The following is a 26,573-nucleotide window of genomic DNA, read 5'->3' as shown; positions in this document are numbered from 1 at the left end:
CGTGAAAGGGAGGTCGTCGTCATGTCCGGCAGATTCCCATGTGGGTGAACCACTCGATCCCCGAACGATCACCGAAGGTTTAATTTCAAGCTTAGCGTGCACGTGTCATCACGGGACGGCCGCGTCGATCGCCTTCACGATCCGCTTGTCCGAGACCGGATAGGCCGTGCCCAGCGCGTGCGCGAAGTAGCTCACCCGCAGCTCCTCGATCATCCAGCGGATGTCCAGGACCGAGGACGGCACCGGCCGGCCCTGCGGCATCTGCTCGAGCAGCCACGCGTACTCGTCCCGCATCTCGTGGACCTTCTCCATGCGCGTGGTGTCCCGCTGGACGTTCGTCGGCATCTGCTGGAGGCGGCGGTCGGCGGCCACCAGATAGCGCATCAGGTCCGGCAGACGCCGTACCCCGGACGCCGTGACGAAACCGGGCTTCACCAGGCCGTCCAGCTGCGCCCGCAGGTCCGCCAGGTTCGGCAGCAGGGCGGGGCTGCGTACGGCCTTCAGACGGCGCTCACAGGCTTGCCAGGCGGCCAGCACCTGCTGCACCTGGCCCACCGTCCGCACGGTCGTGTCCACGATGTCGGCACGCACCTTGTCGTACAGCTTCCGGTACGACTCCTCGTCCCAGACCGGCCCGCCGAAGTCCGCGATCAGCCGGTCCGCCGCCGCCGTCGCGCAGTCGTCGAACAGCGCCTGGATCGAGCCGTGCGGGTTCGCCGAGAGGGCGAGCTTCTGCTGGTTGCTCAGCTTTTCGGACGCGAACTTCGCCGGGTTGACCGGGATGTTGCGCAGGATCAGCCGCCGTGTGCCCCGCCACATCGCCTCGGCCTGCTCGGCCTCGGTGTCGAAGAGCCGTACGGACACGGTGTCGCCGTCGTCGACGAGCGCCGGGTAGGCCTTCACCGGCTGGCCGGCCCGGCGGGTCTCGAAGACCCGGGTGAGCGTGCCGATGGTCCAGTCGGTCAGGCCCTTGCGCTCCAGGGACTCCCCGCCCTGCCGCTCCGCGGTCGCCGCGGCGGCCTGGGACAGGGCCTTGCGCGCCCTGGGCTTCAGCGTCAGCTTCAGCGCCTGGAGGTCCTTGTCCTCGGCCAGCTTGCGGCGCCGCTCGTCGACGATCCGGAAGGTGATCTTCAGATGGTCGGGAATCCTGGACCAGTCGAAGTCCTCGGCCTCGAAGGGCACGCCGACGATGCGCTTCAGCTCACGCGCCATGGTGGTGGTCAGCGGCTCCTGCAACGGCACCGCGGACTCCAGGAACGCCTTCGCGTAGTTCGGCGCCGGCACGTAGTTGCGGCGGATGGGCTTGGGTAGGGAGCGGATCAGTTCGGTGACGACCTCCTCGCGCAGCCCCGGGATCTGCCAGTCGAAGCCCTCGTCTGTGACCTGGTTCAGCACCTGCAACGGGATGTGGACGGTCACGCCGTCCGCGTCCGCGCCCGGCTCGAACTGGTACGTCACCCGGAACTTGAGGTTCCCCTGTCGCCAGGAGTCCGGATAGTCGGCCTTGGTGACCGCCTCCGCCGACTCCCGGATGAGCATCTCCCGCTCGAAGTCCAGGAAGTCCGGCTGCTCGTGCCGCTTCCGCTTCCACCAGGAGTCGAAGTGCGCCCCGGAGACGACGTGTTCGGGCACCCGCCGGTCGTAGAAGTCGAACAGCGTCTCGTCGTCCACGACGATGTCCCGGCGCCGGGCCCGGTGCTCCAGCTCCTCCACCTCGCTGAGGAGCCTTCGGTTGTCGGCGAAGAACTTGTGGTGCGTGCGCCAGTCGCCCTCGACGAGCGCGTTGCGGATGAACAGCTCCCGGCTGAGCTCCGCGTCGATCCGCCCGTAGTTCACCTTCCGCTGGGCGACGATCGGCACGCCGTACAGCGTGACCTTCTCGTACGCCATCACCGCCGCCTGGTCCTTCTCCCAGTGCGGTTCGCTGTAGGTCCGCTTCAGCAGGTGCCCGGCCAGCGGCTCGACCCACTCCGGTTCGATCTTCGCGTTGACGCGGGCCCACAGACGGGAGGTCTCGACGAGCTCGGCGGACATCACGAAGCGCGGCGGCTTCTTGAACAGCGCCGAGCCGGGGAAGATCGCGAACTTGGCGTTGCGGGCGCCCAGGTACTCGTTCCGGCCGCCGTCCTTGCGTGCGCCGGGTCCGGAGTCCTTGGACTCCTTCACGTCCTTCATGCCGATGTGCGAGAGCAGACCGGCCAGCAGCGAGACGTGGATCCGGTCGGCGGGCGCGTCCCGGTCGTCGAGGTGGATGCCCATCTGCTTGGCGACCGTGCGCAACTGGCTGTAGATGTCCTGCCATTCGCGAATACGCAGGAAGTTCAGGAACTCCTGCTTGCACATGCGCCGGAACGACGAGGAGCCCCGCTCCTTCTGCTGCTCGCGGATGTAGCGCCACAGGTTGAGGTAGGCGAGGAAGTCGCTGGTCTCGTCCCGGAAGCGGGCGTGCTGCTGATCGGCCTGGGTCTGCTTCTCGGCGGGACGCTCGCGCGGGTCCTGGATGGACAGCGCGGCGGCGATCACCATGACCTCGCGGACGCAGCCGTTGCGGTCGGCCTCCAGCACCATGCGGGCCAGGCGCGGGTCGACCGGCAGCTGGGCGAGCTTGCGGCCGGTCTCCGTGAGCCGTTTGCGGGGGTCCTTCTGTGCCGGGTCCAGCGCGCCCAGCTCCTGGAGCAGCTGCACGCCGTCACGGATGTTGCGGTGGTCCGGCGGGTCGATGAACGGGAACTTCTCGATGTCGCCGAGGCCGGCCGCGGTCATCTGGAGGATGACGGAGGCGAGGTTGGTGCGCAGGATCTCCGCGTCCGTGAACTCCGGACGGGTGAGGAAGTCGTCCTCGCCGTAGAGCCGGATGCAGATGCCGTCGGACGTACGCCCGCAGCGGCCCTTGCGCTGGTTGGCGCTGGCCTGCGAGATCGGCTCGATCGGCAGCCGCTGCACCTTGGTGCGGTGGCTGTACCTGGAGATACGGGCGAAGCCGGGGTCGATGACGTACTTGATGCCGGGAACGGTCAGGGAGGTCTCGGCGACGTTGGTCGCCAGGACGATCCTGCGGCCGGTGTGCGGCTGGAAGACCCGGTGCTGCTCGGCGTGCGACAGCCGGGCGTACAGCGGCAGCACCTCGGTGCTCTGCCGATCAGCGCTTCCGGCGCGGGAGTAGTTCTTCTTGTTGAGCGCGTCGGCCGTGTCACGGATCTCCCGCTCCCCCGAGAGGAAGACGAGGATGTCCCCGGGCCCCTCGGCCATGAGCTCCTCCACCGCGTCCGTGATCGCGGTGATCTGGTCCCTGTCGGCGTCGTCGGAGTCCTCCTCCAGCAGCGGCCGGTAGCGCACCTCCACGGGATACGTCCGCCCGCTGACCTCGACGATCGGGGCGTCGCCGAAGTGCCGGGAGAAGCGCTCGGGATCGATGGTGGCCGAGGTGATGACGACCTTGAGGTCCGGCCGCCGCGGCAGCAGCTGAGCGAGATAGCCCAGCAGGAAGTCGATGTTGAGAGACCGCTCGTGGGCCTCGTCGATGATGATCGTGTCGTAGGCCCGCAGCTCGCGGTCGGTCTGGATCTCGGCGAGCAGGATGCCGTCCGTCATCAGCTTGACGAACGTGGCGTCGGGATCCACCTGGTCGGTGAACCGCACCTTCCAGCCGACGGCCGCACCGAGCGGGGTGTCCAGCTCCTCCGCCACACGCTCGGCGACGGTACGGGCGGCGATCCGGCGGGGCTGGGTGTGCCCGATCATGCCCCGCACACCCCGACCCAGCTCCATGCAGATCTTCGGGATCTGCGTGGTCTTCCCGGACCCCGTCTCACCGGCGACGATGACGACCTGATGAGCGCGGATCGCGTCGGCGATCTCGTCCTTCTTCTGGCTGACCGGCAGCTGCTCGGGGTAGCTGACCGCCGGCACCCGGGAACGCCGGGCGGACATGCGCTCCTCGGCCTTCCCGACCTCGCCCTCGACCTCGGCGAGGACGGCGGCACGCGCCTCCGGCTTGCGAATCTTGCGCGCGCCTTCGAGCCTGCGGCCGAGCCGGTGCGCGTCACGCAGCGACAACTCGTTCAGGCGGGAGGCGAGGGCGCCGAGGGCGGGGGCGGGATGCGTAGACATACGGGACCCAGGATCTCATCCCCGAGAAAATCCTGGCGAACGGTTTTGCCGCGGGCCGCCGGCGGTGGGACCCCGGTGGGCGCGTCCGTCCTCGGCCGGTGCCATGCCCGCTCCGGGGCCGAAGATCTGCGGCTGCCTGCCGGCACCGCCGGCGAACAAAGAAGATCCCGCCCGATGGGCGGGATCTTTCTCTGTGGCTGGGGCCGGGGTCGAACCGGCGACCTATCGCTTTTCAGGCGATCGCTCGTACCAACTGAGCTACCCAGCCATTGAGGTTTCACGTGAAACCTCAGCGGTCCTGACGGGATTTGAACCCGCGGCCTCCACCTTGACAGGGTGGCGAGCACTCCAAACTGCTCCACAGGACCATGGTTGTGTGCGAACCAACGAACGTAAGTGTCGCACACCGTACTGCGTGCCCCCAACGGGATTCGAACCCGTGCTACCGCCTTGAAAGGGCGGCGTCCTAGGCCGCTAGACGATGAGGGCTATCGGCCCGCCTGGGCGCTTCTCAGCGCGTCGGGGACGTGAAAAGCATAGGGGATGGCCGGGGGTATCGCCAAAACCGTTTACGAGCCGGAGGGGGAGGGCGCGGACGGGGAGGCCGTGGAGGGGGAGGGCGCGGTCGGGGAAGGGGAGGCGCCCGGCTTGTTCTCCTCGGGCAGGTGGCGGCTGACCTCGGCCGTCGTCAGTCCCAGGCCGCCCAGCTTGATCGCGTCCCAGGCCTGGAGGCGGCGGTTGTCCCGGTCGAGGTAGAGGATCGACGCCTCGATCGGGGCCGGGTGCTTCCCCTCGACCGCGCGCAGCCCGCTGCCGCCCGTGGACCCCTCCATGCGCAACCGCGTGCCGTACCGGAGGACCTCCGTCTCCTGGTGGTGGAGGTGGCCGCACAGCACCAGCGGCACGGTGCCGTCGGTCTCGCGGGCCGCGGACGGTTCGTGCGCGATGGCGATGTCGACGGGGGTGCCCTTGGCCCGCTGGTCGCGCAGGGCCGAGGCCAGACGGGCGCCGGCCAGTTCCTCGGACGCGTCGGCGCCCGGCGCGCCGGAGCGGTCGGGGGTGAACTGGGGGTCGCCGATGCCGGCGAAGCGCAGGCCGGCGACGGTCTCGGCGCGGCCGTCGTCCAGGACGTGCACGTTCTTCATGCGCTCCAGGTAGCGCTGGGTGACCTTCGAGTCGTGGTTGCCGCGCACCCAGACATAGGGGACACCCAGGTCCTCGATCGGGTCCAGGAAGCCGTTCTCCGCCGCGGTGCCGTGGTCCATCGTGTCGCCGGAGTCGACGATCACGTCCACCTTGTACTGCTCCACCAGCGAGGCGATGATCTTCCAGCTCGCCGGGTTGAGATGGATGTCGGAGACGTGCAGGACCCGGATGGTCGTCGGGTCCGGCCGGTAGGCGGGGAGCGTGGAGGTGACGTCGTAGAGCTTGGTCACGTTCGTCACCAGGCGTGCCAGCTCCTTCTGGTAGACGTCGAACTCGGTGACGATGTTGCGCGCGTTGCCGACCACCGAGGGCGCCGAGGACAGCAGTCCGGAGAACCTCGGCTCCAGCACCGACTTGGGATTCCAGGTGGCGTACGCCGTCGCCCCGGACGCCGCGAGCAGGGTCAGGGCCAGGCCGCCGGCCGCCAGGGCGCGGCGCGGGCGGCGGTAGACCGCGAGGCCGAGCGCGGTGGCGCCGGAGACGACGGCCACACAGGACCGCAGGGCCAGGTCGAGGGTGCCGTGCTCGACGTCGCGCGCCACCTCGTCCTGGAGGCCGGAGAGGCGTTCCGGGTGGTCGACCAGGGCCTGGGAGCGGGCCGGGTCGAGCTGGTCGACGTTCACGTCGAGGCGGACGGGGGCGATATGGCTGTCCAGTTGCAGGGAGCCCAGCGGGGAGACGTTGATCTTCGTGCCGCCGGTCAGGGACGGGCGCAGGGTCATCGTGGTGTTCATGGGGCCGACCGGTGCCCGTACGTTGCCGACGACGAGCAGCCCCAGCCAGGCGCCGACCAGGACGACGGCCACCAGTCCGGCGGCGCGCGCCCAGGGGCGCGGCTCCTGCGCCAGTGAGAGGTCCGGGCGTTGACGGGTCGATCGGCGGCGGAGTGTGACGGCGTGCACCGCCCTCCGTATGCCGCGGAGGGGGTGCGGGCGGTTCGGGTCTGCGACGGGGACGCTGGGCATTGGGCGCGTATGCCCATGCCCGACACCCGATATGCCCGTGCGCGGCATGGTCGCGCGGGTGGTATCGGACAATGACCGTGTGCTGGAGATGACGCGCGAGGAGTTCGAGGAACTGGTGGCCGAGGCCCTCGACCGGATTCCACCGGAGCTGACGCGGCTGATGGACAACGTCGCGGTGTTCGTCGAGGACGAGCCGCCCGCCGACGATCCCGAGCTGCTCGGGCTGTACGAGGGGACCCCGCTGACGGAGCGCGGCGAGTGGTACGCGGGGGTGCTGCCGGACCGGATCACGATCTACCGAGGGCCGACGCTGCGCATGTGCGAGACACGGGAGGACGTGGTCGCGGAGACGGAGGTGACGGTGGTTCACGAGATCGCCCACCACTTCGGGATCGACGACGAACGTCTGCACGCGCTGGGGTACGGCTGACCCTCGCCGGGTGCGGTCGCGTGTCCTCTCGCGGGTGAACGGAGTTGGGCATGGTGACTTCTTCTCCCGGAGGTGGCTGCCCGTGCGCCCCTTGTACGTATCCGTCCGTCTCGCCGCCGTGGTCGCCGCCGTCACCGCGGCCGCCGGCTGCATGAGCGTGGGGGAGGACGCCGGCTCGGTCAGGCCGTCGCACTCCGCCGGAGACCGGGGCGGCCGGGCCCCGGACGGTGCGGACGCGGTGTCCGGCGGTGGCGCGGGCCGCGCGGGTGGCGGCGGGGAAGGCAAGCGTGGCCACGGGGGGAAGGGGAAGCCCGGCGAGTCGCCGTCCGCGTCGGTATCGCCGTCGGACGAGCCCGGCGCGTCGGCGGCGCCGGGCACGGCCGGGTCGCCGCCGAAGGCGGGCGAGCCGACGCCGACCGAGGCGGTGCCGACGCCCCCGCAGACGTCCGCCGCGCCCGAGCAGCCGCCGGCCTCGCCGCCCGCGTCGCCGGTGTCTTCGGATCCGCCGCCGGCCGAGCCGTCGCCCTCGGCGCACGACGGCACGGGGTCGCAGCTGGAGAAGCGGGAACGCCCGTACAAGCCGGGCCGACACCCGCACCGGACGAGCGGCTGACCTGCGGCGGCGCCGCCAGTTTGCCTTCGGGGGTGCAGGGTGCGTATGGTGGTAGATCGTTTGATCCCATTTGCCCGGCGCCCATGCAGAGCGCGCCGTGTGGCGCGTACTCTCCTTTGCCGTGGCGGACCGCATCGAGGCGGTCGTGGCGCGAAATCACGGAGTTGACGGGCGCGTGCCGACGAGACTCCGGAAGGTTTCGCATTCGCATGTCCATTTCCACTGATCACGTCGTCGTGCCCGAGAACGCCGACGACGCTCCCGAGAACAACGAGGCCCCGGAGATCACCTTCGCGGACCTCGGCCTGCCCGAGGGCGTCGTCCGCAAGCTCGCGCAGAACGGCGTGACCACGCCTTTCCCGATCCAGGCCGCGACCATCCCGGACGCCCTGGCCGGGAAGGACATCCTGGGCCGGGGCCGCACCGGCTCCGGCAAGACCCTCTCCTTCGGTCTGCCGACCCTGGCCACGCTGGCCGGCGGCCACACCGAGCGGAAGCGGCCGCGGGCCGTCATCCTCACCCCGACCCGTGAGCTGGCCATGCAGGTGGCCGACGCCCTCCAGCCCTACGGCGACGTCGTCGGCCTGAGGATGAAGGTCGTCTGCGGCGGCACCTCCATGGGCAACCAGATCTACGCCCTGGAGAAGGGCGTCGACATCCTGGTCGCCACCCCGGGCCGTCTGCGCGACATCATCAACCGCGGCGCCTGCTCCCTGGAGGACGTTCGGATCGCGGTCCTGGACGAGGCCGACCAGATGTCCGACCTGGGCTTCCTGCCCGAGGTCACCGAGCTGCTGGACCAGGTTCCGGCGGGCGGTCAGCGGATGCTGTTCTCCGCGACGATGGAGAACGAGATCAAGACCCTCGTCGACCGCTACCTGACCGACCCGGTCAGCCACGAGGTCGACGCGGCGCAGGGCGCGGTGACGACCATGTCCCACCACATCCTGATCGTGAAGCCCAAGGACAAGGCGCCGGTCACCGCTGCCATCGCCTCCCGCAAGGGCCGCACCATCATCTTCGTGCGCACCCAGCTGGGCGCCGACCGCGTGGCCGAGCAGCTGCGCGAGGCCGGTGCGAAGGCCGAGGCGCTGCACGGCGGCATGACCCAGGGCGCCCGCACCCGCACCCTGGCCGACTTCAAGGACGGTTACGTCAACGTCCTGGTCGCCACCGACGTCGCCGCCCGCGGTATCCACGTCGACGGCATCGACCTGGTGCTGAACGTCGACCCGGCCGGCGACCACAAGGACTACCTGCACCGGGCCGGCCGTACGGCCCGCGCGGGCCGTACGGGCACGGTGGTCTCGCTGTCCCTGCCGCACCAGCGGCGTCAGATCTTCCGCCTCATGGAGGACGCGGGCGTCGACGCCTCGCGCCACATCATCCAGGGCGGCGCGGCCTTCGACCCGGAGGTCGCCGAGATCACCGGCGCCCGGTCGATGACCGAGGTGCAGGCCGAGTCCGCGGGCACCGCGGCCCAGATGGCCGAGCGCGAGGTCACCCACCTCGCCAAGCAGCTGGAGCGCGCGCAGCGTCGTGCGGCCGAGCTGCGCGAGGAGGCCGACCGGCTGGTCGCCCGGCTCGCCCGCGAGCGCGGCGAGACCGTGACGTCCGAGGGCTCGGCCGCGGTGGCCGAGGAGCAGGCGGTGGCCGAGGTGTCGGTGCCGGAGCAGCCGGCGGCCCACAACGTCGAACGCATCGACCGGGAAGAGGGCGCGGAGCGCGAGGAGCGTACGGCGGCCCCGTCGTCGTACGACCGGCGTGAGCGGCGCGAGGACCGTGGCGGTTTCCAGCGCGACCGGGACCGTGCGCCCCGTTCCTTCGACCGTCGTGACGACCGTGGCTCGTTCGACCGTCGTGACGACCGCGGCGGCTTCAACCGGGACCGTGACCGGGACCGCCGTGACGACCGGGGCGGCTTCCGCCGTGACGACCGGGGCGACCGCGGCGACCGCGGTGGCCGTTCCTTCGACCGTCGTGACGACCGTGGCTCGTTCGACCGCCGTGACGACCGGGGCGGCTTCCGCCGTGACGACCGCGGTGACCGGGGCGACCGTGGCGGCCGTTCCTTCGAGCGGCGCGACGACCGTGGCGGTTTCCACCGTGACCGGGACCGTGCGCCCCGTACCTTCGACCGTCGTGACGACCGCGGCTCGTTCGACCGCCGTGACGACCGGGGCGGCTTCCGCCGTGACGACCGCCCGGCCCGGCGCGACGAGCGTGGCGGGCACCGCGGCAGCGACCGCCCGTTCAACCGCGACCGCCAGGGTGACCGTCCCGGCTTCCGCTCCGGCGGCCACGAGCGCCCCTACGGCCGCCGTGACGACCACCGCGGTGGCGGCGGCGGCGGTTCCTTCGGCCGCCGCGACGACAAGCCGCGCTGGAAGCGCAACGGCTGACGCCGGGTGAACCCACCCCGCAGGGCCCGTACGACTCCTGTCGTACGGGCCCTGCGGTTTTTGACCACCCACGCCTCGCTGACCACGGCGGGTCCGGCTGCGGCCACCGTTCCGCCCCCCCATCCGGACGGACGGTGTGCGGGGCGGTCACCGCCGATCACGCCGAACTTCCGGCCGGCCACCCCGGATACCCGATCGGCGACGGGCCCTCCTCCCGCTATGCTCGGGTAGGCAACATCGCCTGGGCCCTTAGCTCAATTGGCAGAGCAGTGGACTTTTAATCCATTGGTTGTGGGTTCGAGTCCCACAGGGCCTACCGGCGTCCGCGCCATCGGGACCCCCGCTGACCTGGTCAGACGGGGGTTCCGTCGTTCCCGGCGCCTGCTCCCGCGCCGATCTGGTCGCGCAGGCCGTCACCCTCGCCGACGGGAAGGGCGACCGGGCCCGGATCGAAGCCGCGTACGACCGCGCCGCCGACGCCCTGGACGATCTGGTCGCCGCGGTCGAGCAGCACGACCAGGCCGTGACGGAGGCCGGCGTCTTCCATCGAGTATGTGCAGGTCGACCAGGGCGAGGGGGTCGTGTTCAGCGAGCCGCGTCCGGTGCCCGCGTCGAGGACCGCGCCGAAGGTGGACGCCAACCCGCACGCCGTCGCGTTCACGTACGGCGAGGGCACCCGCGCCCCGATCACCCCGGGTGTGGTGCTGGCCGTCCTGTTCGCCAAGGCCGCCGCGGGCGATGCCGGGCAGATGCCGGCGGGCGAGCGACGCCTCACCGCCGCCCCCCTCACCGACCACGCCGCCCGGCACGGTGACCGGGTGCGCGCATTCCTGGACACCGCCAACACCACCAAGGAGAAGTGAACCCATGGCTACCCCCGACCTCACTGCCGTGAAGGCCGCCGCCGCGGATGCGCGTACGGCCCTCGCCGCCCTCATCGCCGCCGCCGACGCCTACGGGCAGGCCAACACCACCGCGGGCGGGTTTCAGGGCCCGACCACGCCGCAGGTGGTCGCGTCCGTCGTCCTCGACGTCATCGGGCAGGCCCAGCACACCAGCCCCGCCGGCGACATCACCGTCCTGCGGTCGATGCAGTACGCCCGGAAGAACGTTGTTCGACTCGACCACCCGGTGGTGAACCCGTGACCGAGCCCCGAGTCCACATCACGGAGGCCGCGCCGGATCCGGCGCCGCGCCGCACGTTCACCGAGCGGTCCGGGTGGGTGTCGCCAGCCGCGCAGCGCCACGCCGAGATGCTGGCCGCCATCGAGGCCGACAACGCCCGCGACCGCTACCAGCCGCCGACGACCCGCGCCGAGCTGCTCGCCATGCGCAGCGACGACCAGGTGCGCACCTACCGCGAGCACCGCGAGGTCTACGACCGGCTCATGGGCCACACCCCGCCGACCGCACCCGCGGGCGGGGAGTGACCGCGCAGCCCGGCGCCCGGCACTCTCAACCGGGGGCCGGGCGCTGCCCATTGATCATTGTCCGTGGCATGTACCGGGCGTTTCATGTCACGGTTCAGCCATGAGTAACGACTACGACCGCATCCGCACCGGCATCGAATTCATGTCCGCCTACGTGTCCGGCAATGACCTGATGACGTCGTACGTGGCGCAACGGCGACGCGAGGACCCCATGGCAGCCGAGGCCCTTATGGATGGCGCAGCAGCCTTGTGCGCCCTGCTACTGGGCAAGATGGCCCGGGACACCGGGAAGACTCAGCATGAGCTCCTGCAAGAACTGGCCCGCGACATCCACCGGCGCGAGCAGCAGTCCGGCGACTGAGCGAGTCGCGGTCAGAGCCAGAGAGACCAGGCGCTGGCCGCCGAGCCCCACACCACACCGAGCAGGGTGAGCAGCACCGGAGCCGGATTAGGACGGCTGCGAGGCCGTGATTACACCCACCACGCCGTGATCATCACATCAGGCCTGGCCCGACGCCGCGACGATCGATGCCGCTACGCTTCCACCGGCGCCGCCGATATCAGCATGGCAGGGGGGATCGTGAGCCGACCACTACTGTTCCTCGACGTGAACGGGCCCCTCAACCCTTATGCGGCCAAGCCGGAGAAGCGTCCCGACGGCTACACCACACTCAGGGTCCCCCAAGACCGTGAGGCGCCAGAGGGCCATCGAGAACTCTCGCTCCGTCGGGGCCCCTTGCGGGTCTGGCTCAGCCCGGAGCACGGACGAGCCCTGCTCCGGCTCGGCTATGAGCTGTGCTGGGCCACCACGTGGATGGGGGATGCCAACCGGTGGATCGGCCCAGTGCTCGGCCTTCCTGAACTACCCTTCGTCGACTTCGGCGACGCCTTGTTCCAAGATCGCCCCGATGGAGTTCACTGGAAGACTCCTCCTCTGGTGGACTACGCCAACGGCCGTTCCTTCGCCTGGGTGGATGATGAACAGAGTGATCTAGACCAGGCGTACGTGACCACCCACCACAGCGCACGTGGATTTCTGCACCACGTCAACCCGCGGATCGGCCTGCGCGAGGACGACTTCCGGGCCCTTGCCGACTTCGCCCGATCTTTGGGTACTTCACAAGCCACCGGCTGAGCCTGTCCTGTCCATCGGACAGCTCTGCCCCGGGTGTCCGGTGCCACTGAACCTTGGCCGCTTGCCGCTGAAGTTTGACCGGCACGACGATGTGCGCGGCACCCGCTGTCTGGGACACTCGTTTCCATGCCTGGTGCCAGACAAGACGATTCCAAGCCATGGCGGTCCATGCGGCTTGCCGCCTGGATCTTTCCCGTGGACATCGACGGTCGGCAACGAGAGTCGTGGTCCGAGTGGACGAACTGGCGGATATTCACGCTGCTCCTCTCGGGGCCGTTCATGGTGCTTGTTGCGTTCACTGGCCTAGGCCCCGGAGTGACTTGGTGGGAACGAGGCGGTCTTGCTGCGGTCGGCGCCGCCCTATCGGCGATCTTGGTTCGCGCGGTGATCGGGTACAGGCGGCTGACAGCCTCAAATCGGCAGGGGCCGAAGACGTAGCAGCAGGCCGTCGTCGACCTCTGCCGGCGCCCCCACTGCCCTTACAAGTCGCCCCGAGTCCCAGCCGGTCAAACTTCAGTGGCAGGAAACAACCGCTCGTCAAAGTTCGGTGGCAAACGGTCAAGGTTCAGTGGCACCGGACACCGGGCTCCGCGATCATTGCGGGACAGCCGTTAGACGTACCGCGCGGTTCCTACGGATTACATATCCGCTGCGCACCCAATTGCCGCAGGTCAAGCGGGCTATGGTCACGGGGTGGGCACAGCAGCAGGCACGCAAAAGGGCCCGGCCGGATCACTCCGACCGGGCCCCTCAACTTGACCGCCCGGGAGCTCCATCGTGCGATGCTGTGGCGGTTCCGACTGGGGAGGATGCGATGACGGATAGGCCGCTGACACACAAGCAGGCGCTCGCCGCAGTGATTCAGGCTCTGGGTGGCACGTGGGACACACAGCGCGCTGTGCTGGCTCTACGTGTTGCCGGGCACGAGGCGAAGGACCAGGAGGCCGTGGAGAAGGCGGCCCGTACCAATCTCCGCGCCCTGGCCGACGACGGCGTCATCGTGAGACCGGATCCCGGCGAGGCCGTGTACCGGCTGGCGTGACCGCAACACACTGAAGCCCCCTGCACGGCCCCAACGCGGGTCGCGCAGGGGGCGTTTCGTTATGCCGTCACTCGGCTGGAGGCGGCACGGCGATCACGAACACGCCCTTCCCCTGCACGCCCTGCACCAGGCCCTCAGCCGCCAGCAACTCCAGCGCACTCTTGATAGTCCGCCTCGACACCACGCCGCCGGTCTCGACTTCCAGCTCGGACTGTGACGGCAGGCGCCGGCCGACCGGGATCTCACCGCGCCGGATGCGGTCGCGCAGCGCGTTGGCGAGCTGCACGTACATCGGCGTCATGGCGTCCCGGTCAAGCTCGATCATGCTGTGACCGTAAGAGCGCATCCCCACTGGAGATAGATTGAGCTAGTCCGTCTGAGGACGTACTAAGACGTACTAAGTTGCCGTACAGTCCCATACAAGAGGCCCCCGCGGCCGGTCAGGGCCCGGGGGTATGGCCAACGCTGTATGGGAGCGCCGACAAACATGGCAGAGCCCGCGCGCGGGCACCGCGCGTCGAACACCGTGCAGAACATCCCATGGTCCCAGGCGGAAACGGACGCGTACCGCGCCCTGCTCGACCACACGGGCGGCACCGAGACGACCGGCCCGTGCCCCGGCTGCAACAGCCCCGAACGTGACTGCGAGACCGGCAAGGCGCTGCGTAGGGCGCTCCGCGACGCCACCCGCGCCCGTCGTGACCCAAGCGCGCGGGAAGGGGGCCGATGACCGCCCGGACCCGACCTCAGCAGCTCACGCTCGCCGCCGCCCGCGCGCAGGCCGCTACCAGCGCGCTGCGGACGGGCGGCGGGTACTGCGCCATGGTGCACCCCACCGGGCCGCCCGGATCGTGCACCCGCCACCCGGGGCACCCGGGCCACCATCGGGATTGGTACCAGCGGGAAACGCCGTTGGGCCCGTACCTGGATTGGACTGACGCCGAGTACGTGTGAGACTGCCCGCCCCTGCGCCGACGGGGCGGGCGCGGCAGGACACGAAGCGGCCCCGACTTTCGAGCCGGGGCCGCTTTCGCACATCGTGGCCGGAGCCTTCTCAGCTACCCGGTTCTCGCTGGCGCCACGCGCCGATTGCAGTGGTTCGGAGTTGCGCCTGCTCAGATTCGGGATGCCTGCCATCGGCACGAACAGTGTCCATGGCGATCAAGCGGAAGTTTCGTCTGGCACTGTTGGCAGCATCGTGGGCTCTGCGTAGCTCGTCTGCAAAGTCCCGTTCCTCGGGCTGCACACCAGCCTCGTCCTGGAGCCACGAAACGGCGATGTGGGTCATCTCCGCGAGCGCAGCGGCCAGGTCAGCTGCGGCTAGAGCTACTTCTTCCGGGCCCTCCAGAATGACTTGCTCGTAGGCAGTGCTGCTGGTCAGGTCAATACCTCTGAGACGCTCCAGGGCGACCTCGCGACGCGGTGGAGCGGAGGACATTGCATCGGACACCCACCACAGTGCTTCCAATCGCGCAGAGACTTCAGCTGCGTACGTGGCGTACGCCTGCCGACGAGGCTCCCGCAGCTGAGTTGCAAGATCAGCGCGTATCTGCCGTTCCGCCTGTCGCTCCTGTGCTGCCAGTTGCAACTTCGTCTGAGACCGGGCGAGGAACCCGGTTATGCCTGCTGCGACGGCACCCCCACACGCTCCGACTACCGCACCAAGAATTCCTGCCAGCGCTGCATCCATGTGCGCATTCTGGAGCCTCAACGTACCCAGCGTGCTTGCAAGTTCACGAGAGGTCGGTGGAACGGCTTTGGCTGGGAGTTGCTTTGGTGCGAGTGATCACGGCTCATTACGCTGGCCCGCGGATCGGGCAGGGTTGTGAGCCTGCCCGATAGTGCGCGATGTTGGGTCGTGGCTTTCGCATCTGGACGTACTGCATCTGTAGTGCTCGGCGCGGTGGCGTCACACCGTCTCGGCGTCCTCGGTACGACCGTCTACCGACTGGGTATGACCCGCGGCCGGGCGACTGTCCGACGGAGCTGCGCCGGGTGCGTCGAGGGGCCGCTGGCCTGCGTCATACCGGCGCACCATGCAGTGCGTGATGTCCGGCATCACGCCCTCGGGGATCCGCCCGGACTCCCACGTGTTCCGGTACGCGCCAGCCACGATGGACACCGCGGTGCGCACCGCGTCGGACAGCGTCATACCGGTGCGGAGCATCACCGCCAGGTCGTCATACAGGTGCGCGTCGACCTTCACGGACAGGGCCTTGCCCGGCTTCGGAGGGGTGCTCACCGGCCCTCACCGCCCCGAGTGCTGCGCTCGTGCTCGAGGAACGCGGCGACCGCGGCGAACTGCGCGTCGACGGAGCGGCGGACGGCCTCCCGCTTCGCAGCCTCGGCCTCCTCGGCGGGCAGCTTGCCGCGGAGGTAGTCGACGTTCCAGGCGATGTCTCGCGGGTCCTCGGCGAGCGCGGCCGTGGCGACGGTGCGGGCCTCGGCGGCGCGGTCGAGGATGCGACGGTCGTAGTCGGGGGTGTCGTAGGGGAGGGCGAGTGCGTCGAGGACGACCGCGAGCAAGTCGCGGACGGCGTCCGGGGTACGGTCCTGCATGGGTCTGAGCTCCTTGTACCGGAGGGGTTCGGATCAAGGCCCCGTTCGGCGTTGCAGTCGCCGCGGCGGGGCCGTCGTCGTGTCGGCGGCGCGGTGGTCACGTGGTCACGGGAGTGGTCACGGATGCGCCGTACTGAGCCGACACGGGCCGGTACGGGGTGGCGGAGCCCTAGCGTGCTGAGCTGGGGAAACAGAGCGCGTCGTCATCCGGCATCACCGGGCGACACGTCCTGACCCGTATTTTTAATCCATTGGTTGTGGGTTCGAGTCCCACAGGGCCTACGGCCGCAGGAGGAGGGCAGTCCCCTCCGACCTGCTCCGCAGCGCCCGGTTCGGCTTCGGTCGGTCCGGGCGCTGCGGCGTCTTCGCGGCCCGGGGCGCGGCGTGGGTCAGGCTGTGGGCCTTGGGGTTCTCCAGGTGGTCTGGAGGGCGGCGCCCACCTGGTCCCCCGTTCTGCGCCCGAGGGTGAGGGAGCCGTCGGATTCCAGGCGGGGGGCGTGGCCGAGCGGGGAGCCGTACTCGAAGCGGCAGTCGCTCAGGTGGAGCAGGCCGACGAGTTGTGCGCGCACCGCCTCCACCACCGCGTCGGGTGAGGTCGCCTCCCTGGCCGGCTGGGCCGCGTGGTCGCCGTCCTGGTGGCCGTGTTCGAGTCGGTGCACCGCACGTACCGGCGCATCGGCGCGGCCCCGCACCTCGGCGAAGTCCCCGCACGGCCGGAGCCGTGCCACAGGGTCGTCGTCGTTCCCGTCGGCGCCGTGAACCTGCTCACCAGCGAGGCCATCAGCGCCGCGCTGTCACTGGGTGACGAGGTCCGCGCCGTCAGCGTCGTGCACCCCGAGGACCGTGACGCCCCCTCCGCCGACGAGGTCCACGCCGCCTGGAACGCCTGGCGGCCCGGTGTCCCCCGCACCGTGCTGCACAGCCGCACCCGTTCCCTGCCCCGGCCCTTCGTCGACCATCTGCGCGCGCTGGCCGCCCAGGAGCGGCAGGACCGGATCGTGGTCCTCATCCCGGAGATGCACCTGCCCAGGCCCTGGCAGCGGCTTCTGCAGAACCAGCGTGGTGCCGTCCTGGACCGCGCCATCCGCCGCCACACCGATGCCGTCATCTGCCGCCTCCGGTTCCGCATCCACCTCGGTCACTGACCCTCACCGACCGGCGGCGGCCCACCCGCTTCGCGTGCGCGGCTCCGCCACGGTGGGGCCCCGCCCGCGATCGGCGGGGTCGGTCACACTGGAGCCAGTCCGCCGCCGAGAGAGAGGGCGTCGATGCCCCACCCGTACGTCCTGCTGTCCGCCGCCGTCTCGCTCGACGGCTACCTGGACGACACCGGTCCCGAGCGCCTGCTGCTCTCCAGCCCCGCCGACTTCGACCGGGTCGACGAGGTGCGGGCGTCGGCCGACGCGATCTTGATCGGGGCCGGCACCCTGCGGGCCGACAACCCGCGGCTGCTGGTGAACTCTCCGGCGCGGCGGGCCGCCCGCCGCGCCGCCGGGAAGCCGGAGTACCCGCTGAAGGTCGCGGTCAGCGCCTCCGGCGAGCTGGACCCCGGGGCGCCCTTCTGGCACACCGGCGGCGAGAAGGTCCTCTACACGACCGACGAGGGCGCGCTGCGGCTGCGGCGTACGGGCCTGGCCGCCGATGTCGTGCCGCTGGGCGCCGAACTCGGCTGGCCCCGGCTGCTCGAGCACCTGCACGACGTACGCGGGGTGCGCCGGCTCATGGTCGAGGGCGGCGGGACCGTCCACACACAACTGCTCCAGCAGCAGCTCGCGGACGAGGTGCAGCTCGTGCTCGCCCCTCTGTTCGTGGGGGACGCGGACGCGCCCCGGCTGTTCGGGCCCGGGACCTACCAGGGCGGGCGGCTGCGGCTGGTGGAGACGCGGACCATCGAGGACGTCGTCCTCGTGCGCTACGAGCCCACCGCCCCCGGCACCGCCGGCCGCGCCGTGCCCGCGGACCGGCACTGGCTCCGGCTCGCCTGCGAACTGGCGGCCCAGTGCCCGCCGTCCCGGACCGCGTTCAGCGTGGGCGCCGTGGTGGTCGCCGCCGACGGGACCGAACTCGCCCGCGGGTACTCGCGGGAGGGCGGCGACCCGGTCGTGCACGCGGAGGAGGCGGCGCTGGCCAAGGTCGACCCGGCGGATCCGCGGCTGCCGGACGCCACGGTGTACAGCAGCCTGGAGCCGTGCGCCCGCCGCGCCTCCCGGCCGCGTCCGTGCGCCCGGCTGATTCTGGACGCCGGGGTGCGACGGGTGGTGACGGCGTGGCGGGAGCCGGACACGTTCGTCGAGGGCGCCGACGGGACCGGGGTGCTGGCGGCCGGTGGCGCGGACGTCGTCGTGGTGCCGGAGTTCGAGGAGCGGGCCATGGAACCGAACCGCCATCTGCTCGGCTGAACGGGGCCCCGTCGCACGGCCGGGAACCGTGTGACGAATGGTGGAAGGTGAGGTGGGTGCGAGCAGCCTTCCGGATGGCATATACTGGTGTCACAACGACGCGGGGTGGAGCAGCTCGGTAGCTCGCTGGGCTCATAACCCAGAGGTCGCAGGTTCAAATCCTGTCCCCGCTACTGAAGGCTCAGGGCCGGAATCCGATCAATGGATTCCGGCCCTGAGTGTTTCACGGGCACGCGTCTCTCCTTGAGGCGCAGTCAACTCGCCCGGTTTTCGGTGGTCATGGACCGTAAGGTCGCGCCGGAAGGTTTAGTGATCAAGCCGAACGGCTTGGAATCCGAGCCCCGAGTCTATTAACGTTCGATAACGCAGCACGGTCGTCCCAGCCGTCACAAGAGGCGGCTCCGTGCACGCACGCCGAATCCCGCAAGGGAACCGGGGAACCACCAACTTGGGGTGAATCGAGCGTAACCGCCGTGTACTCACGGCTTGTTTACGCGCGTAGGAGACCTTCCCGCTCCGAACCCGTCAGCTAACCCGGTAGGCGAGACGGAAGGAAAGGAGTGCGCCTTCGTGGCGTCCAACCCGCCTGTCCCGGAAGCCCCGTTCGCGCCGAGCCGGCAGCACGGAGAGACCTTCGGCTACGACAGCCGCCGCGCCGACGAGGGCCCCTGGGAGGAGTGGAACCCCACCGCGGAGTCCATCCGTCCCGTGCGCGGTCGGCACCGCGTCGCCAAGCAGCGCGGCGGCGGACTCGCCCGCAGTTCCACCGTTCTCGGTGTCGGCGTCATCGCCGCGGTCGGCGCGGGCGGCATGGCGAGCGCCAACAGCGGCAAGCCGCCGGTGTCCATCTCGCTGCCCGACCTGCCCTCCGTGGGCTCCCTGTTCGAGGACTCCGACGCCGCCCCCGCGGGCTCGTCGACCGCGCTCAGTGGCGTCGGCCTGACCACCGCCGAGGCCGAGGACGGCACCTCGGACGCCGGCGAGGTGCTGCGCAACCGGATCATGGCGCAGGCCGAGCAGCAGCAGGTCCAGATCGAGGCCAAGGCCCAGGCTGATGCCGAGGCCGCCGTCGCCAAGAAGGCCGCCGAGGAGGCGGCGAAGGCGCGGGAGACGGCCGAGGCCAAGGCCGCCGCCGAGAAGAAGAAGGCGGAGGAGGAGGCCAAGCGGAAGGCCGAGGAGGCCGCGAGGAAGGCCGAGGAGGCCCGGCTGGCCGAGCTGGCCAGGCAGTACGCGCTGCCCACCTCCTCGTACACGCTCACCTCCACCTTCGGCCAGGCCGGTTCCATGTGGTCCTCCGGCTACCACACCGGCCTCGACTTCGCCGCGCCCACGGGCACCCTGCTCAAGGCGATCCACACCGGCACCATCACCGAGGCCGGCTGGGCCGGCTCCTACGGCTACCGCACGATCCTCACCCTCGAGGACGGCACCGAGCTGTGGTACTGCCACCAGTCGTCGATCAGCGTCAGCGTCGGCCAGAAGGTCAGCACGGGCGACGTGATCGGCCGCGTGGGCGCCACGGGCAACGTCACGGGGCCCCACCTCCACCTGGAGGTCCACCCGGGCGGCCAGTCCACCGGAATCGACCCGCTGGCGTGGCTGCGCGGCAAGGGCATCACCCCCTGACGGACATGGACCGGTCTCACCCCTGACGAGCCTGTGAGAGCGGTTTGCGCAACCTTTGCGGCCGGATGCGGCCCGGCCCGGAATGGGTCGCTCCGGCGCGGTTGTTGATGTTGGGCATGACTTCTCTACGCAAACTGGGTTCGTCCGATCTCGAGGTCTTCCCGCTCGCCCTCGGCGGCAACGTCTTCGGCTGGACCGCCGACCAGGAGCAGTCCTTCGCCGTCCTCGACGCCTACACGGCCGCCGGAGGCAACTTCGTCGACACCGCCGACTCCTACTCCGCGTGGGTGGAGGGCAACCAGGGCGGCGAGTCCGAGACGATCATCGGCAAGTGGATCAAGGAGCGCGGCAACCGCTCCGACGTCGTCATCGCCACCAAGGTCAGCCAGCACCCCGACTACCAGGGTCTGAGCGCCGCGAACATCAAGGCCGCGGCCGACGCCTCCCTCAGGCGCCTGGGCACGGACCACATCGACCTGTACTACACGCACTTCGACCAGCCGGAAGTCCCCGTCGAGGAGATCATCGGCGCGCTCGACGAGCTGGTCAGGGCGGGCAAGGTGCGGCACATCGCCGCCTCCAACATCTCCGCCGAGCGCCTCCAGGAGTCCCTGGACTTCTCCGACCGCGAGGGTCTGGCCCGCTACGTGGTGCTCCAGCCGCACTACAACCTGGTCTCGCGCGACACCTACGAGGGCGGGCTGGAGAACGTCGCCGAGCGGTCCGGCCTGGCCGCCGTTCCGTACTACGCGCTCGCCTCCGGCTTCCTGACCGGCAAGTACCGGCCCGGTACGACGGTGGACAGCGCGCGGGCGCAGGGCGCGGCCAAGCACCTCGAGACCGAGCGCGGCCGCGAGGTCCTCACGGCCCTGGACGAGGTCGCCCGGGCCCATGACGCCGAGGTCGCCACGGTGGCCCTGGCCTGGCTCGCCGCGCAGCCGACGGTGACCGCCCCGATCGCCTCGGCGCGGACGGTGGAACAGCTCCCGGCACTGCTCGGGGTCGCGGAGCTGCGGCTGACGGAGGAGGAGCTCGGGAAGCTGACGCGGGCGTCGGCGTAACTCCCGTCCCCGGCCGCTACGGCTGCGTCCGGTACGGGTTGTACGAGGGATACGGCGCCGCCGGTCCGTACGACCCGTACCCCAGCGGCCGGGGGTGCACTCCGTACACCCCGTACCCCGGCCAGGGGGGCGCGGCCATGGGCGTCGTCATCCTGGCCGCGTGGTCCAGCGCGGGCTGCGCCACCTCCCGCCTGCGCCACAGCTCGTGCAGCAGCTCCCGCTCCCGTACGGCGAAGTCGGCGCCAGCCCGCCCCAGGCGCCCGCGGTGCCGGAGGAACGCCAGCGAGGTCGCGTACGCCTCGTACTGGGCGACCGTGCGCGCCGCCGTCCTGCCGAGGTGGCGCCGGGCGTGGTCGCGGGCCAGTCTGCGCGCCCGCATGGAGGCCAGGGCGAACGGTTCGGCCGGAGTCAGCCATCCGGCGGCGGTGTACGCGGGCAGCTCCTCGCGCACGGTCCTCAGCTCGCGCTGCCGGGTCCAGACGACCAGCCAGGTCAGCAGCCCGAACGCGGGCACCATGAAGGCGGCGTACACCGCGAAGAAGCCGTACTCGCCGAAGGTCGCCGAGCCGTTCCACAGGGCGTGCATGCCCATCGCGAGCAGCAGCCCGGCCGGTGGCGGCAGCAGGCGGCGCAGGCGGATGTTCCCGGACATCGCGGCGATGCCGAAGCCGATGCCGGTGAGCACGGTGAACATCGGGTGCGCGAACGGCGACATGATGACGCGGACGAAGAAGGTCGCAGCGGTGACGGAGGCGATGCCCCGGTCACCGGTGAGCTGGTCGGTGCCGAAGGCGTTGCCGAGGTAGAGGATGTTCTCGGTGAACGCGAAGCCGGTCGCGGTCACCCCGGCGATGACGACCCCGTCGACGATGCCCGTGAAGTCGCGTCTGCGGAAGAGGAAGACCAGCAGGACGGCGGCGGCCTTCGCGGACTCCTCCACGACCGGCGCTATCACGGTCGCGCCCAGGGTGTCCGCGCTCGCGGGATCGGCGGTCGCCGTGGCGATCCAGTGGGTGGCGAAGCTGTTGGCGACGATCGCGATCAGGGCCGCCGCGCAGGCGCCCCAGGCGAAGGCGAACACCAGGTTCCGCCAGGGGCCGGGCTCGACCCGGTCCAGCCAGCGGAAGGCGGCCGTCAGCAGCGGTACGGGCAGCACCGCGAGCCCGAGCCCGACGAGGAACCCCTCGGTGCCGGTCTGCCGGCGTACGAGGGCGAGGATGACCAGCCCGGAGAGGGCGAGCAGGGTGACGAGGGCGCCGTACCTGACCCATCGCCGCTGCCACCAGTGCGCGTGGCGGGACGTGCCGCCGGGAACGCCGGGAGGTGTCGGGTACGGGGGGCAGGTGGCCACGGCATCGGCCCTCACGAGGTCACCTGGGCACGCGGCGGAAGAGCAGATCGTTCACCACATGACCCTTCTCCAGTCCCTGGCCCTCGAAACGGGTCAGCGGCCGGAAGCCGGGACGTGGCGCGAAACCGCCGTCGGCCTGGGTGTTCTCGAAGTCCGGGTGCGCCGTCAGCACGTCGAGCATCTGCTGCGCGTACGGCTCCCAGTCCGTCGCGCAGTGCACGACCGCCCCGGGCCTGAGCCGGGTGGCGGCGAGCGTCAGGAACTCCGGCTGGATCAGCCGCCGCTTGTGGTGCCGCTTCTTCGGCCAGGGGTCGGGGAAGTAGACGCGCAGCCCGTCGAGGCTGTCGGGGGCGAGCATCTCGCGCAGCAGGATGATGGCGTCGCCGTTGCCGACGCGGACGTTGCCGAGCCCGTGCCGGTCGGCGAGGCTCAGCAGGTTGCCCTGGCCCGGGGTGTGCACGTCGACGGCGAGGATGTTGGTGTCCGGGTCCTCGGCCGCCATCCGGGCGGTGGCCTCGCCCATCCCGAAGCCGATCTCCAGCACGACCGGGCGCGCGTTCCCGAACAGCTCGGCGAGGTCGATCACCCGCTGCCCGTCGATGTCCAGCCCCCAGGCGGGCCACAGCCGCTGCAACGCGTCCGCCTGCCCCGCGGTCACCCGGCTCCGGCGCGGCTGGAAGCTGCGGATCCGCCGCTCGAAGTGCGAGCCGGCCGGATCGGCCTTGGGCCCGTCGGGGAAACGCGGCTCCCCCTTGGCCCGGGTGTGCCGCACGGACACGCCGGGCGTGTGCCGGGGCAGCTCACCGGGGGCGGGAGCCTGGGGGGTGTTCACCGAGTCAGTCACAGTGGGAACGATTTTACGTGGGGCCGGCACGAACCGGCCCTCAAGGCCGACAGGACCCGGCGCGCCCTTCACGTCGACGCCAGCACGGCCAGGGCCCTCCTCGCCACCTCGCGCCCGATCGGCAGCGAGGCGGTCGCCGCGGGACTGGGCGCGTTGAGCACATGCACCGCCCGGGCGCCCTCCCGGATCAGGAAGTCGTCCACCAGCGTGCCGTCCCGCAGGACGGCCTGCGCCCGCACCCCGGCGGCGGCCGGCACCAGGTCCTCCTCCCGCACCCCCGGCATCAGCCGGCGCACCGCCTGCGTGAAGGCGCCCTTCGACACCGACCGCCGCAGCTCCCCGGCCCCGTACCGCCAGTGCCGGCGGGCGATCCGCCACGACCCGGGCCAGCCCAGCGTCCCCGCCAGCTCCCTCGGCCGTACGACCCCCCATCCGTAGCCCTCGCGGGCCAGCGCCGGCACCGCGTTGGGCCCGATGTGCACACCGCCGTCGACCCCGTGGGTGAGATGCACGCCGAGGAAGGGGAACGCCGGGTCGGGCACCGGATACACCAGCCCACGCACCAGCTCCGGCCGCGCCAGCTCGTAGTACTCCCCGCGGAACGGCACGATCCGCACCCCGGGCTCGTCCCCGGTCAGCCGCGCCACCTCGTCGCAGTACAGCCCCGCGCAGTTGACCAGCACGCGCGCGCGGACGACGTCACCGCGCCCCGTCAGGACGGCCACCCCCAGCTCGGGGCGCCGGTCCACCCGCACCACCCGGGCCCCGTACCGGATCTCCGCGCCGGACGCCTCCGCCAGCTGCCGGGCCACCGCCGTGAAGTCGCAGATCCCCGTCGTCCCCACGTGGATCGCGGCCAGTCCGCGGATCTCCGGCTCGTACTCCTCGATCTGCGCGGGGCCCAGCTCGCGCACCGGAATGCCGTTCTCCCGGCCGCGCTGCACCAGTGCGTGCAGCCGGGGCAGCTCCTCCCGCCCGGTCGCCACGATCAGCTTGCCGGTCACCTCGTGCGCGATGCCGTACTCGGCGCAGAACTTGACCATCTCGGCGGCGCCCCCCGCCGCGTACCGCGCCTTCAGCGAGCCCGGCCGGTAGTAGATCCCGCTGTGGATCACCCCGCTGTTGCGTCCCGTCTGGTGCCGGGCCGGGCCCTGCTCCTTCTCGAGCACGGTCACGCGCGTGCCCGGCGCGGCGCGCGTGATCGCGTACGCCGTCGACAGGCCGACGATGCCACCTCCGATCACCAGCACGTCGCAGTCGTAAGCGATGTCCGGCCGCACCTGCTCCACCTCCCGCCTCGATAGTGCACTGCGCCACTGACAATGCCCTCGAACCGGCGGGACCGCGCGGCCGGGGTGCCCGGCCGGGCGGGACTCAGGCCGGAGTCATCAGCAGCGGGCGGGCCCGCTCGCGCAGCTCGACCACGCGTGGCTCGTCGCGGTAGGGCTCGAGCCGGTGCAGGAGGTCCTTGACGTACTCCGTGGTGCGCGCGGAGGAGATCCGCCCGGCGACCTCCACGGCCCGCACGCCCTGCTCGCAGGCCGCGTCCAGATTGCCGGACTCCAGTTCGGCGACGGCCGAGACGACCAGTCTGAGGCCGTGCGAGCGGACGAACTCCTCCGTGGGCTTGGACAGCGCCTGCTCGGTGAAGCGGCGGACCTGGCGGGGTGCCTTCAGATCCCGGTAGCACTCGGCGGCGTCGGCGGCGAACCGGTCGTAGCCGTAGAAGCCGAGCCAGGACGGGTCGTTGTCCCCGTCGCGGGACCGCTCCAGCCAGCCCTCGGCCGCCTTCAGGGCGGCGCCGGCCGCCTGGGCGTCGCCCGCGCGCGCGTGGGCACGTGCCTCGACGAGCCGGAAGAAGCTCATGGTGCGGGCCGTGGCCAGGCCCCGGTTGCGCTCCAGGGCGGCCTGCGCGAGGTCGACGCCCTCGTCGCCGAAGCCGCGGTAGGTCGCCTGGAGGGACATGGAGGCCAGGACGTAGCCCCCGAGGGGCACGTCGGCGGCGGCACGGGCCAGGCGCAGCGCCTGGATGTAGTAGCGCTGCGCGGCCTCCTGCTGGCCGGTGTCGAAGGCCATCCAGCCCGCGAGCCGGGTCAGTTCGGCCGAGGCGCCGAACAGGGCCCTGCCGACCTCGTCGGAGTACGAGGCGAGCAGCAGCGGCGCCGCCTCCACGCGTAAGCACTCCGGCACCATCGACGAACGCCAGTCGCCGCCTCCGTACTTGGAGTCCCAGCGCCTGGCGTCCTCGGCGGCCTCCCGCAGCTTCCGCACATCGCTGTGGCCGACTTTGATCGGTGCGCCGGAGGCCTCAGCAGGGCTCGCCTCGCGCGCCACCGAACTGTCGGCCGGGGTTATCAGCCAGCGCGAGGCGGGCGTTGCGTATGCGCTCACTGCGAACGATCCGGCGAGCGACTGCCAGATGCCGCCGGAGCCGGCCCGGCGGCCGGCGAGGTCGAGCCGGTACAGCTCCGTCGCCGACTTCACCGCCTGGCCCACGTCCCTGGGGAAGGCGAGGCCCACTTCGGGTGCGGGATCCGCGTCCGCCAGGCCGATCTCGTGGAGCGGTACCGGGCGGCCGAGCTTCTGCCCGATGGCGGCCGCGATGAGGTGCGGGGCCGCACCCTGCGGCACCATCCCCTTCGAAACCCAGCGCGCCACCGAGGTCTTGTCGTAGCGAAGTGTCAACCCGCGCTGGGCGCCGAGGTCGTTGACGCGCCGCGCGAGTCCTGCGTTGCTGATTCCCGCGAGGGCGAGAACGGCGCCGAGCTTTTCGTTCGGCCCGCGTTGCTCCCTGGACATGCGCCACCCCTCGACACAGACGGCTGCCGCGCTGGCATAACCACGCGGCATTCGTAAACCCAGCGTAGTTCGCCGCATCCCAAGCGTTAAGGGGCATTCTTCCGGATGGCGGGATTGTGGCCCGCACGGAAGTGCGGTCCCTGCACGCAGGGTTGCGGCGTGCCCCCGATGTGTGGCCGTGCGCCCGTCCGTGCGCTCTTCTCCGGCCACCGGGGGAGCGGTTCCATGGTCCCGCGTGGGTCGGCCCGCTGTACTGGATCCGGTGGGCTGGGGGACACCGCCGCCTTCATCCCCGCGGGTGGCGGAACGGTCCGGGGGGCGAACTCCGCCTCCCGGACTGCGTATTGTCTGCGCGATGCGCAGAGCGAGTACGGAGCGTGCGCACACGTGTCCCCATGGCGTGGAATTGGCCGAAAATCGATCCCGCTTCCCAGGGCCGACTACGGCTCTCACCACGGCACTTGAGGGCGCGAAGGGTGTTGTGGGGAGCGCATCAGGGGGCGCATTCGAGTCGCGAAGGCCTTGCGCGGTACGGGCGTTCGCCACCACCGCGGCAGGCGCACGGGGGCGTGTGCGGTGCACCGAAGGCGGCTCCGCCTCC

Annotated in this window: 26 protein-coding genes, 5 tRNA genes and 1 riboswitch; of the genes, 16 read left to right on the top strand and 15 right to left on the bottom strand. The window is 70.9% G+C overall.

The window, feature by feature from the left end:
• Nucleotides 1-108: 108 nt before the first annotated feature.
• The 5 genes from hrpA to ACFY3J_RS37100 all read right to left on the bottom strand — a co-directional run bounded on the left by hrpA (nucleotide 109) and on the right by ACFY3J_RS37100 (nucleotide 6,281).
• Entirely contained in the window at nucleotides 109-4,110 is a 4,002-nt protein-coding gene (gene hrpA / locus ACFY3J_RS37120; RefSeq protein WP_390842719.1) for an ATP-dependent RNA helicase HrpA, read from the bottom strand.
• 194 nt (nucleotides 4,111-4,304) lie between these two features.
• Nucleotides 4,305-4,378, bottom strand: a tRNA-Phe gene (locus ACFY3J_RS37115).
• A 25-nt stretch (nucleotides 4,379-4,403) separates the two neighbouring features.
• A tRNA-Asp gene (locus tag ACFY3J_RS37110) sits at nucleotides 4,404-4,478 on the bottom strand.
• Between the two features lie 48 nt (nucleotides 4,479-4,526).
• A tRNA-Glu gene (locus ACFY3J_RS37105) sits at nucleotides 4,527-4,599 on the bottom strand.
• Nucleotides 4,600-4,679: 80 nt separating this feature from the next.
• Complete coding sequence (locus ACFY3J_RS37100) at nucleotides 4,680-6,281, bottom strand: metallophosphoesterase (protein WP_390842718.1); 1,602 nt, start codon at nucleotides 6,279-6,281, stop codon at nucleotides 4,680-4,682.
• 79 nt (nucleotides 6,282-6,360) lie between these two features.
• Between ACFY3J_RS37100 and ACFY3J_RS37095 the strand changes: the two genes are divergently transcribed.
• The 4 genes from ACFY3J_RS37095 to ACFY3J_RS37080 all read left to right on the top strand — a co-directional run bounded on the left by ACFY3J_RS37095 (nucleotide 6,361) and on the right by ACFY3J_RS37080 (nucleotide 10,042).
• A complete protein-coding gene (locus tag ACFY3J_RS37095; protein WP_225076323.1) occupies nucleotides 6,361-6,711 on the top strand; it encodes a metallopeptidase family protein in 351 nt (116 codons plus the stop codon).
• An 82-nt stretch (nucleotides 6,712-6,793) separates the two neighbouring features.
• Nucleotides 6,794-7,324 carry a hypothetical protein gene (locus ACFY3J_RS37090; protein ID WP_384185747.1) on the top strand — a complete coding sequence of 177 codons (531 nt, stop codon included), beginning with the start codon at nucleotides 6,794-6,796 and terminating at the stop codon, nucleotides 7,322-7,324.
• Between the two features lie 209 nt (nucleotides 7,325-7,533).
• Nucleotides 7,534-9,726, top strand: a complete 2,193-nt coding sequence (locus ACFY3J_RS37085; RefSeq protein WP_384185750.1) for a DEAD/DEAH box helicase — start codon at nucleotides 7,534-7,536, stop codon at nucleotides 9,724-9,726.
• A gap of 243 nt (nucleotides 9,727-9,969) precedes the next feature.
• Nucleotides 9,970-10,042, top strand: a tRNA-Lys gene (locus tag ACFY3J_RS37080).
• A gap of 36 nt (nucleotides 10,043-10,078) precedes the next feature.
• Here ACFY3J_RS37080 and ACFY3J_RS37075 read toward each other — a convergent pair.
• On the bottom strand, nucleotides 10,079-10,273 hold the full coding sequence (locus ACFY3J_RS37075) for a hypothetical protein (protein ID WP_390842717.1): 195 nt from the start codon (nucleotides 10,271-10,273) through the stop codon (nucleotides 10,079-10,081).
• Between the two features lie 7 nt (nucleotides 10,274-10,280).
• Here ACFY3J_RS37075 and ACFY3J_RS37070 point away from each other — a divergent pair, with 7 nt between their 5' ends.
• The 6 genes from ACFY3J_RS37070 (at nucleotide 10,281) to ACFY3J_RS37045 (ending at nucleotide 13,333) form a co-directional block, all read left to right on the top strand.
• Nucleotides 10,281-10,589, top strand: a complete 309-nt coding sequence (locus ACFY3J_RS37070; RefSeq protein WP_390842716.1) for a hypothetical protein — start codon at nucleotides 10,281-10,283, stop codon at nucleotides 10,587-10,589.
• Between the two features lie 4 nt (nucleotides 10,590-10,593).
• On the top strand, nucleotides 10,594-10,872 hold the full coding sequence (locus ACFY3J_RS37065) for a hypothetical protein (RefSeq protein ID WP_390842715.1): 279 nt from the start codon (nucleotides 10,594-10,596) through the stop codon (nucleotides 10,870-10,872).
• Entirely contained in the window at nucleotides 10,869-11,156 is a 288-nt protein-coding gene (locus ACFY3J_RS37060; RefSeq protein WP_383056653.1) for a hypothetical protein, read from the top strand. The genes ACFY3J_RS37065 and ACFY3J_RS37060 overlap by 4 nt, the downstream gene beginning before the upstream one ends.
• A 100-nt stretch (nucleotides 11,157-11,256) precedes the next feature.
• Nucleotides 11,257-11,517 carry a hypothetical protein gene (locus ACFY3J_RS37055; protein ID WP_383056651.1) on the top strand — a complete coding sequence of 87 codons (261 nt, stop codon included), beginning with the start codon at nucleotides 11,257-11,259 and terminating at the stop codon, nucleotides 11,515-11,517.
• A gap of 219 nt (nucleotides 11,518-11,736) precedes the next feature.
• Complete coding sequence (locus tag ACFY3J_RS37050; RefSeq protein ID WP_390842720.1) at nucleotides 11,737-12,291, top strand: hypothetical protein; 555 nt, start codon at nucleotides 11,737-11,739, stop codon at nucleotides 12,289-12,291.
• Between the two features lie 814 nt (nucleotides 12,292-13,105).
• Nucleotides 13,106-13,333, top strand: coding sequence for a hypothetical protein (locus tag ACFY3J_RS37045; RefSeq protein WP_390842714.1), 228 nt, complete (start codon nucleotides 13,106-13,108; stop codon nucleotides 13,331-13,333).
• 67 nt (nucleotides 13,334-13,400) lie between these two features.
• On the opposite strand, the gene ACFY3J_RS37040 is transcribed toward ACFY3J_RS37045, so the two are convergent.
• Nucleotides 13,401-13,658 (bottom strand): GntR family transcriptional regulator, encoded by a 258-nt coding sequence (locus ACFY3J_RS37040; protein ID WP_390842713.1) that lies wholly within the window; start codon nucleotides 13,656-13,658, stop codon nucleotides 13,401-13,403.
• A gap of 162 nt (nucleotides 13,659-13,820) precedes the next feature.
• Here ACFY3J_RS37040 and ACFY3J_RS37035 point away from each other — a divergent pair, with 162 nt between their 5' ends.
• Nucleotides 13,821-14,063: a hypothetical protein gene (locus ACFY3J_RS37035; protein WP_390842712.1), complete on the top strand. Its 243-nt coding sequence runs from the start codon at nucleotides 13,821-13,823 to the stop codon at nucleotides 14,061-14,063.
• Nucleotides 14,064-14,387: 324 nt separating this feature from the next.
• Here ACFY3J_RS37035 and ACFY3J_RS37030 read toward each other — a convergent pair whose 3' ends face one another.
• The 4 genes from ACFY3J_RS37030 to ACFY3J_RS37015 form a co-directional block, all read right to left on the bottom strand.
• On the bottom strand, nucleotides 14,388-15,023 hold the full coding sequence (locus ACFY3J_RS37030; protein ID WP_390842711.1) for a hypothetical protein: 636 nt from the start codon (nucleotides 15,021-15,023) through the stop codon (nucleotides 14,388-14,390).
• A 219-nt stretch (nucleotides 15,024-15,242) separates the two neighbouring features.
• Nucleotides 15,243-15,575 (bottom strand): hypothetical protein, encoded by a 333-nt coding sequence (locus ACFY3J_RS37025; protein WP_390842710.1) that lies wholly within the window; start codon nucleotides 15,573-15,575, stop codon nucleotides 15,243-15,245.
• Entirely contained in the window at nucleotides 15,572-15,892 is a 321-nt protein-coding gene (locus ACFY3J_RS37020; RefSeq protein ID WP_390842709.1) for a hypothetical protein, read from the bottom strand. Before ACFY3J_RS37020 ends, ACFY3J_RS37025 begins: the two co-directional genes overlap by 4 nt.
• 389 nt (nucleotides 15,893-16,281) lie before the next feature.
• A complete protein-coding gene (locus tag ACFY3J_RS37015) occupies nucleotides 16,282-16,551 on the bottom strand; it encodes a hypothetical protein (RefSeq protein WP_390842708.1) in 270 nt (89 codons plus the stop codon).
• Here ACFY3J_RS37015 and ACFY3J_RS37010 point away from each other — a divergent pair.
• The 5 genes from ACFY3J_RS37010 to ACFY3J_RS36990 all read left to right on the top strand — a co-directional run bounded on the left by ACFY3J_RS37010 (nucleotide 16,534) and on the right by ACFY3J_RS36990 (nucleotide 20,978).
• The gene (locus ACFY3J_RS37010; RefSeq protein WP_390842707.1) at nucleotides 16,534-17,037 is read left to right on the top strand and encodes a hypothetical protein; all 504 of its coding nucleotides are present in this window, start codon (nucleotides 16,534-16,536) and stop codon (nucleotides 17,035-17,037) included. The genes ACFY3J_RS37015 and ACFY3J_RS37010 overlap by 18 nt on opposite strands.
• 123 nt (nucleotides 17,038-17,160) lie before the next feature.
• Nucleotides 17,161-18,291 (top strand): dihydrofolate reductase family protein, encoded by a 1,131-nt coding sequence (locus ACFY3J_RS37005; protein ID WP_384187570.1) that lies wholly within the window; start codon nucleotides 17,161-17,163, stop codon nucleotides 18,289-18,291.
• 99 nt (nucleotides 18,292-18,390) lie between these two features.
• Nucleotides 18,391-18,464 (top strand) — tRNA-Met (locus ACFY3J_RS37000).
• A 229-nt stretch (nucleotides 18,465-18,693) separates the two neighbouring features.
• A riboswitch (cyclic di-AMP (ydaO/yuaA leader) is annotated at nucleotides 18,694-18,850 on the top strand.
• Between the two features lie 11 nt (nucleotides 18,851-18,861).
• Nucleotides 18,862-19,917: a M23 family metallopeptidase gene (locus ACFY3J_RS36995; protein ID WP_384187572.1), complete on the top strand. Its 1,056-nt coding sequence runs from the start codon at nucleotides 18,862-18,864 to the stop codon at nucleotides 19,915-19,917.
• Nucleotides 19,918-20,033: 116 nt separating this feature from the next.
• Complete coding sequence (locus tag ACFY3J_RS36990) at nucleotides 20,034-20,978, top strand: aldo/keto reductase (protein WP_384187574.1); 945 nt, start codon at nucleotides 20,034-20,036, stop codon at nucleotides 20,976-20,978.
• Between the two features lie 16 nt (nucleotides 20,979-20,994).
• Here ACFY3J_RS36990 and ACFY3J_RS36985 read toward each other — a convergent pair whose 3' ends face one another.
• The 4 genes from ACFY3J_RS36985 to ACFY3J_RS36970 form a co-directional block, all read right to left on the bottom strand.
• Complete coding sequence (locus ACFY3J_RS36985) at nucleotides 20,995-22,329, bottom strand: PrsW family intramembrane metalloprotease (RefSeq protein WP_384187596.1); 1,335 nt, start codon at nucleotides 22,327-22,329, stop codon at nucleotides 20,995-20,997.
• 19 nt (nucleotides 22,330-22,348) lie between these two features.
• Entirely contained in the window at nucleotides 22,349-23,173 is an 825-nt protein-coding gene (gene trmB, locus ACFY3J_RS36980; protein ID WP_384187576.1) for a tRNA (guanosine(46)-N7)-methyltransferase TrmB, read from the bottom strand.
• 68 nt (nucleotides 23,174-23,241) lie between these two features.
• Complete coding sequence (gene lhgO, locus ACFY3J_RS36975; protein ID WP_390842706.1) at nucleotides 23,242-24,462, bottom strand: L-2-hydroxyglutarate oxidase; 1,221 nt, start codon at nucleotides 24,460-24,462, stop codon at nucleotides 23,242-23,244.
• Nucleotides 24,463-24,547: 85 nt separating this feature from the next.
• Nucleotides 24,548-25,972, bottom strand: coding sequence for an MFS transporter (locus ACFY3J_RS36970; protein ID WP_384187582.1), 1,425 nt, complete (start codon nucleotides 25,970-25,972; stop codon nucleotides 24,548-24,550).
• Nucleotides 25,973-26,573 lie beyond the last annotated feature (601 nt).

The sequence above is a fragment of the Streptomyces sp. NPDC001231 genome, assembly GCF_042896885.1.
Classification (GTDB): Bacteria; Actinomycetota; Actinomycetes; order Streptomycetales; family Streptomycetaceae; genus Streptomyces.
Note: the sequence above shows the minus strand (reverse complement) of the source record. Positions and strands in the feature narration are given on the sequence as shown.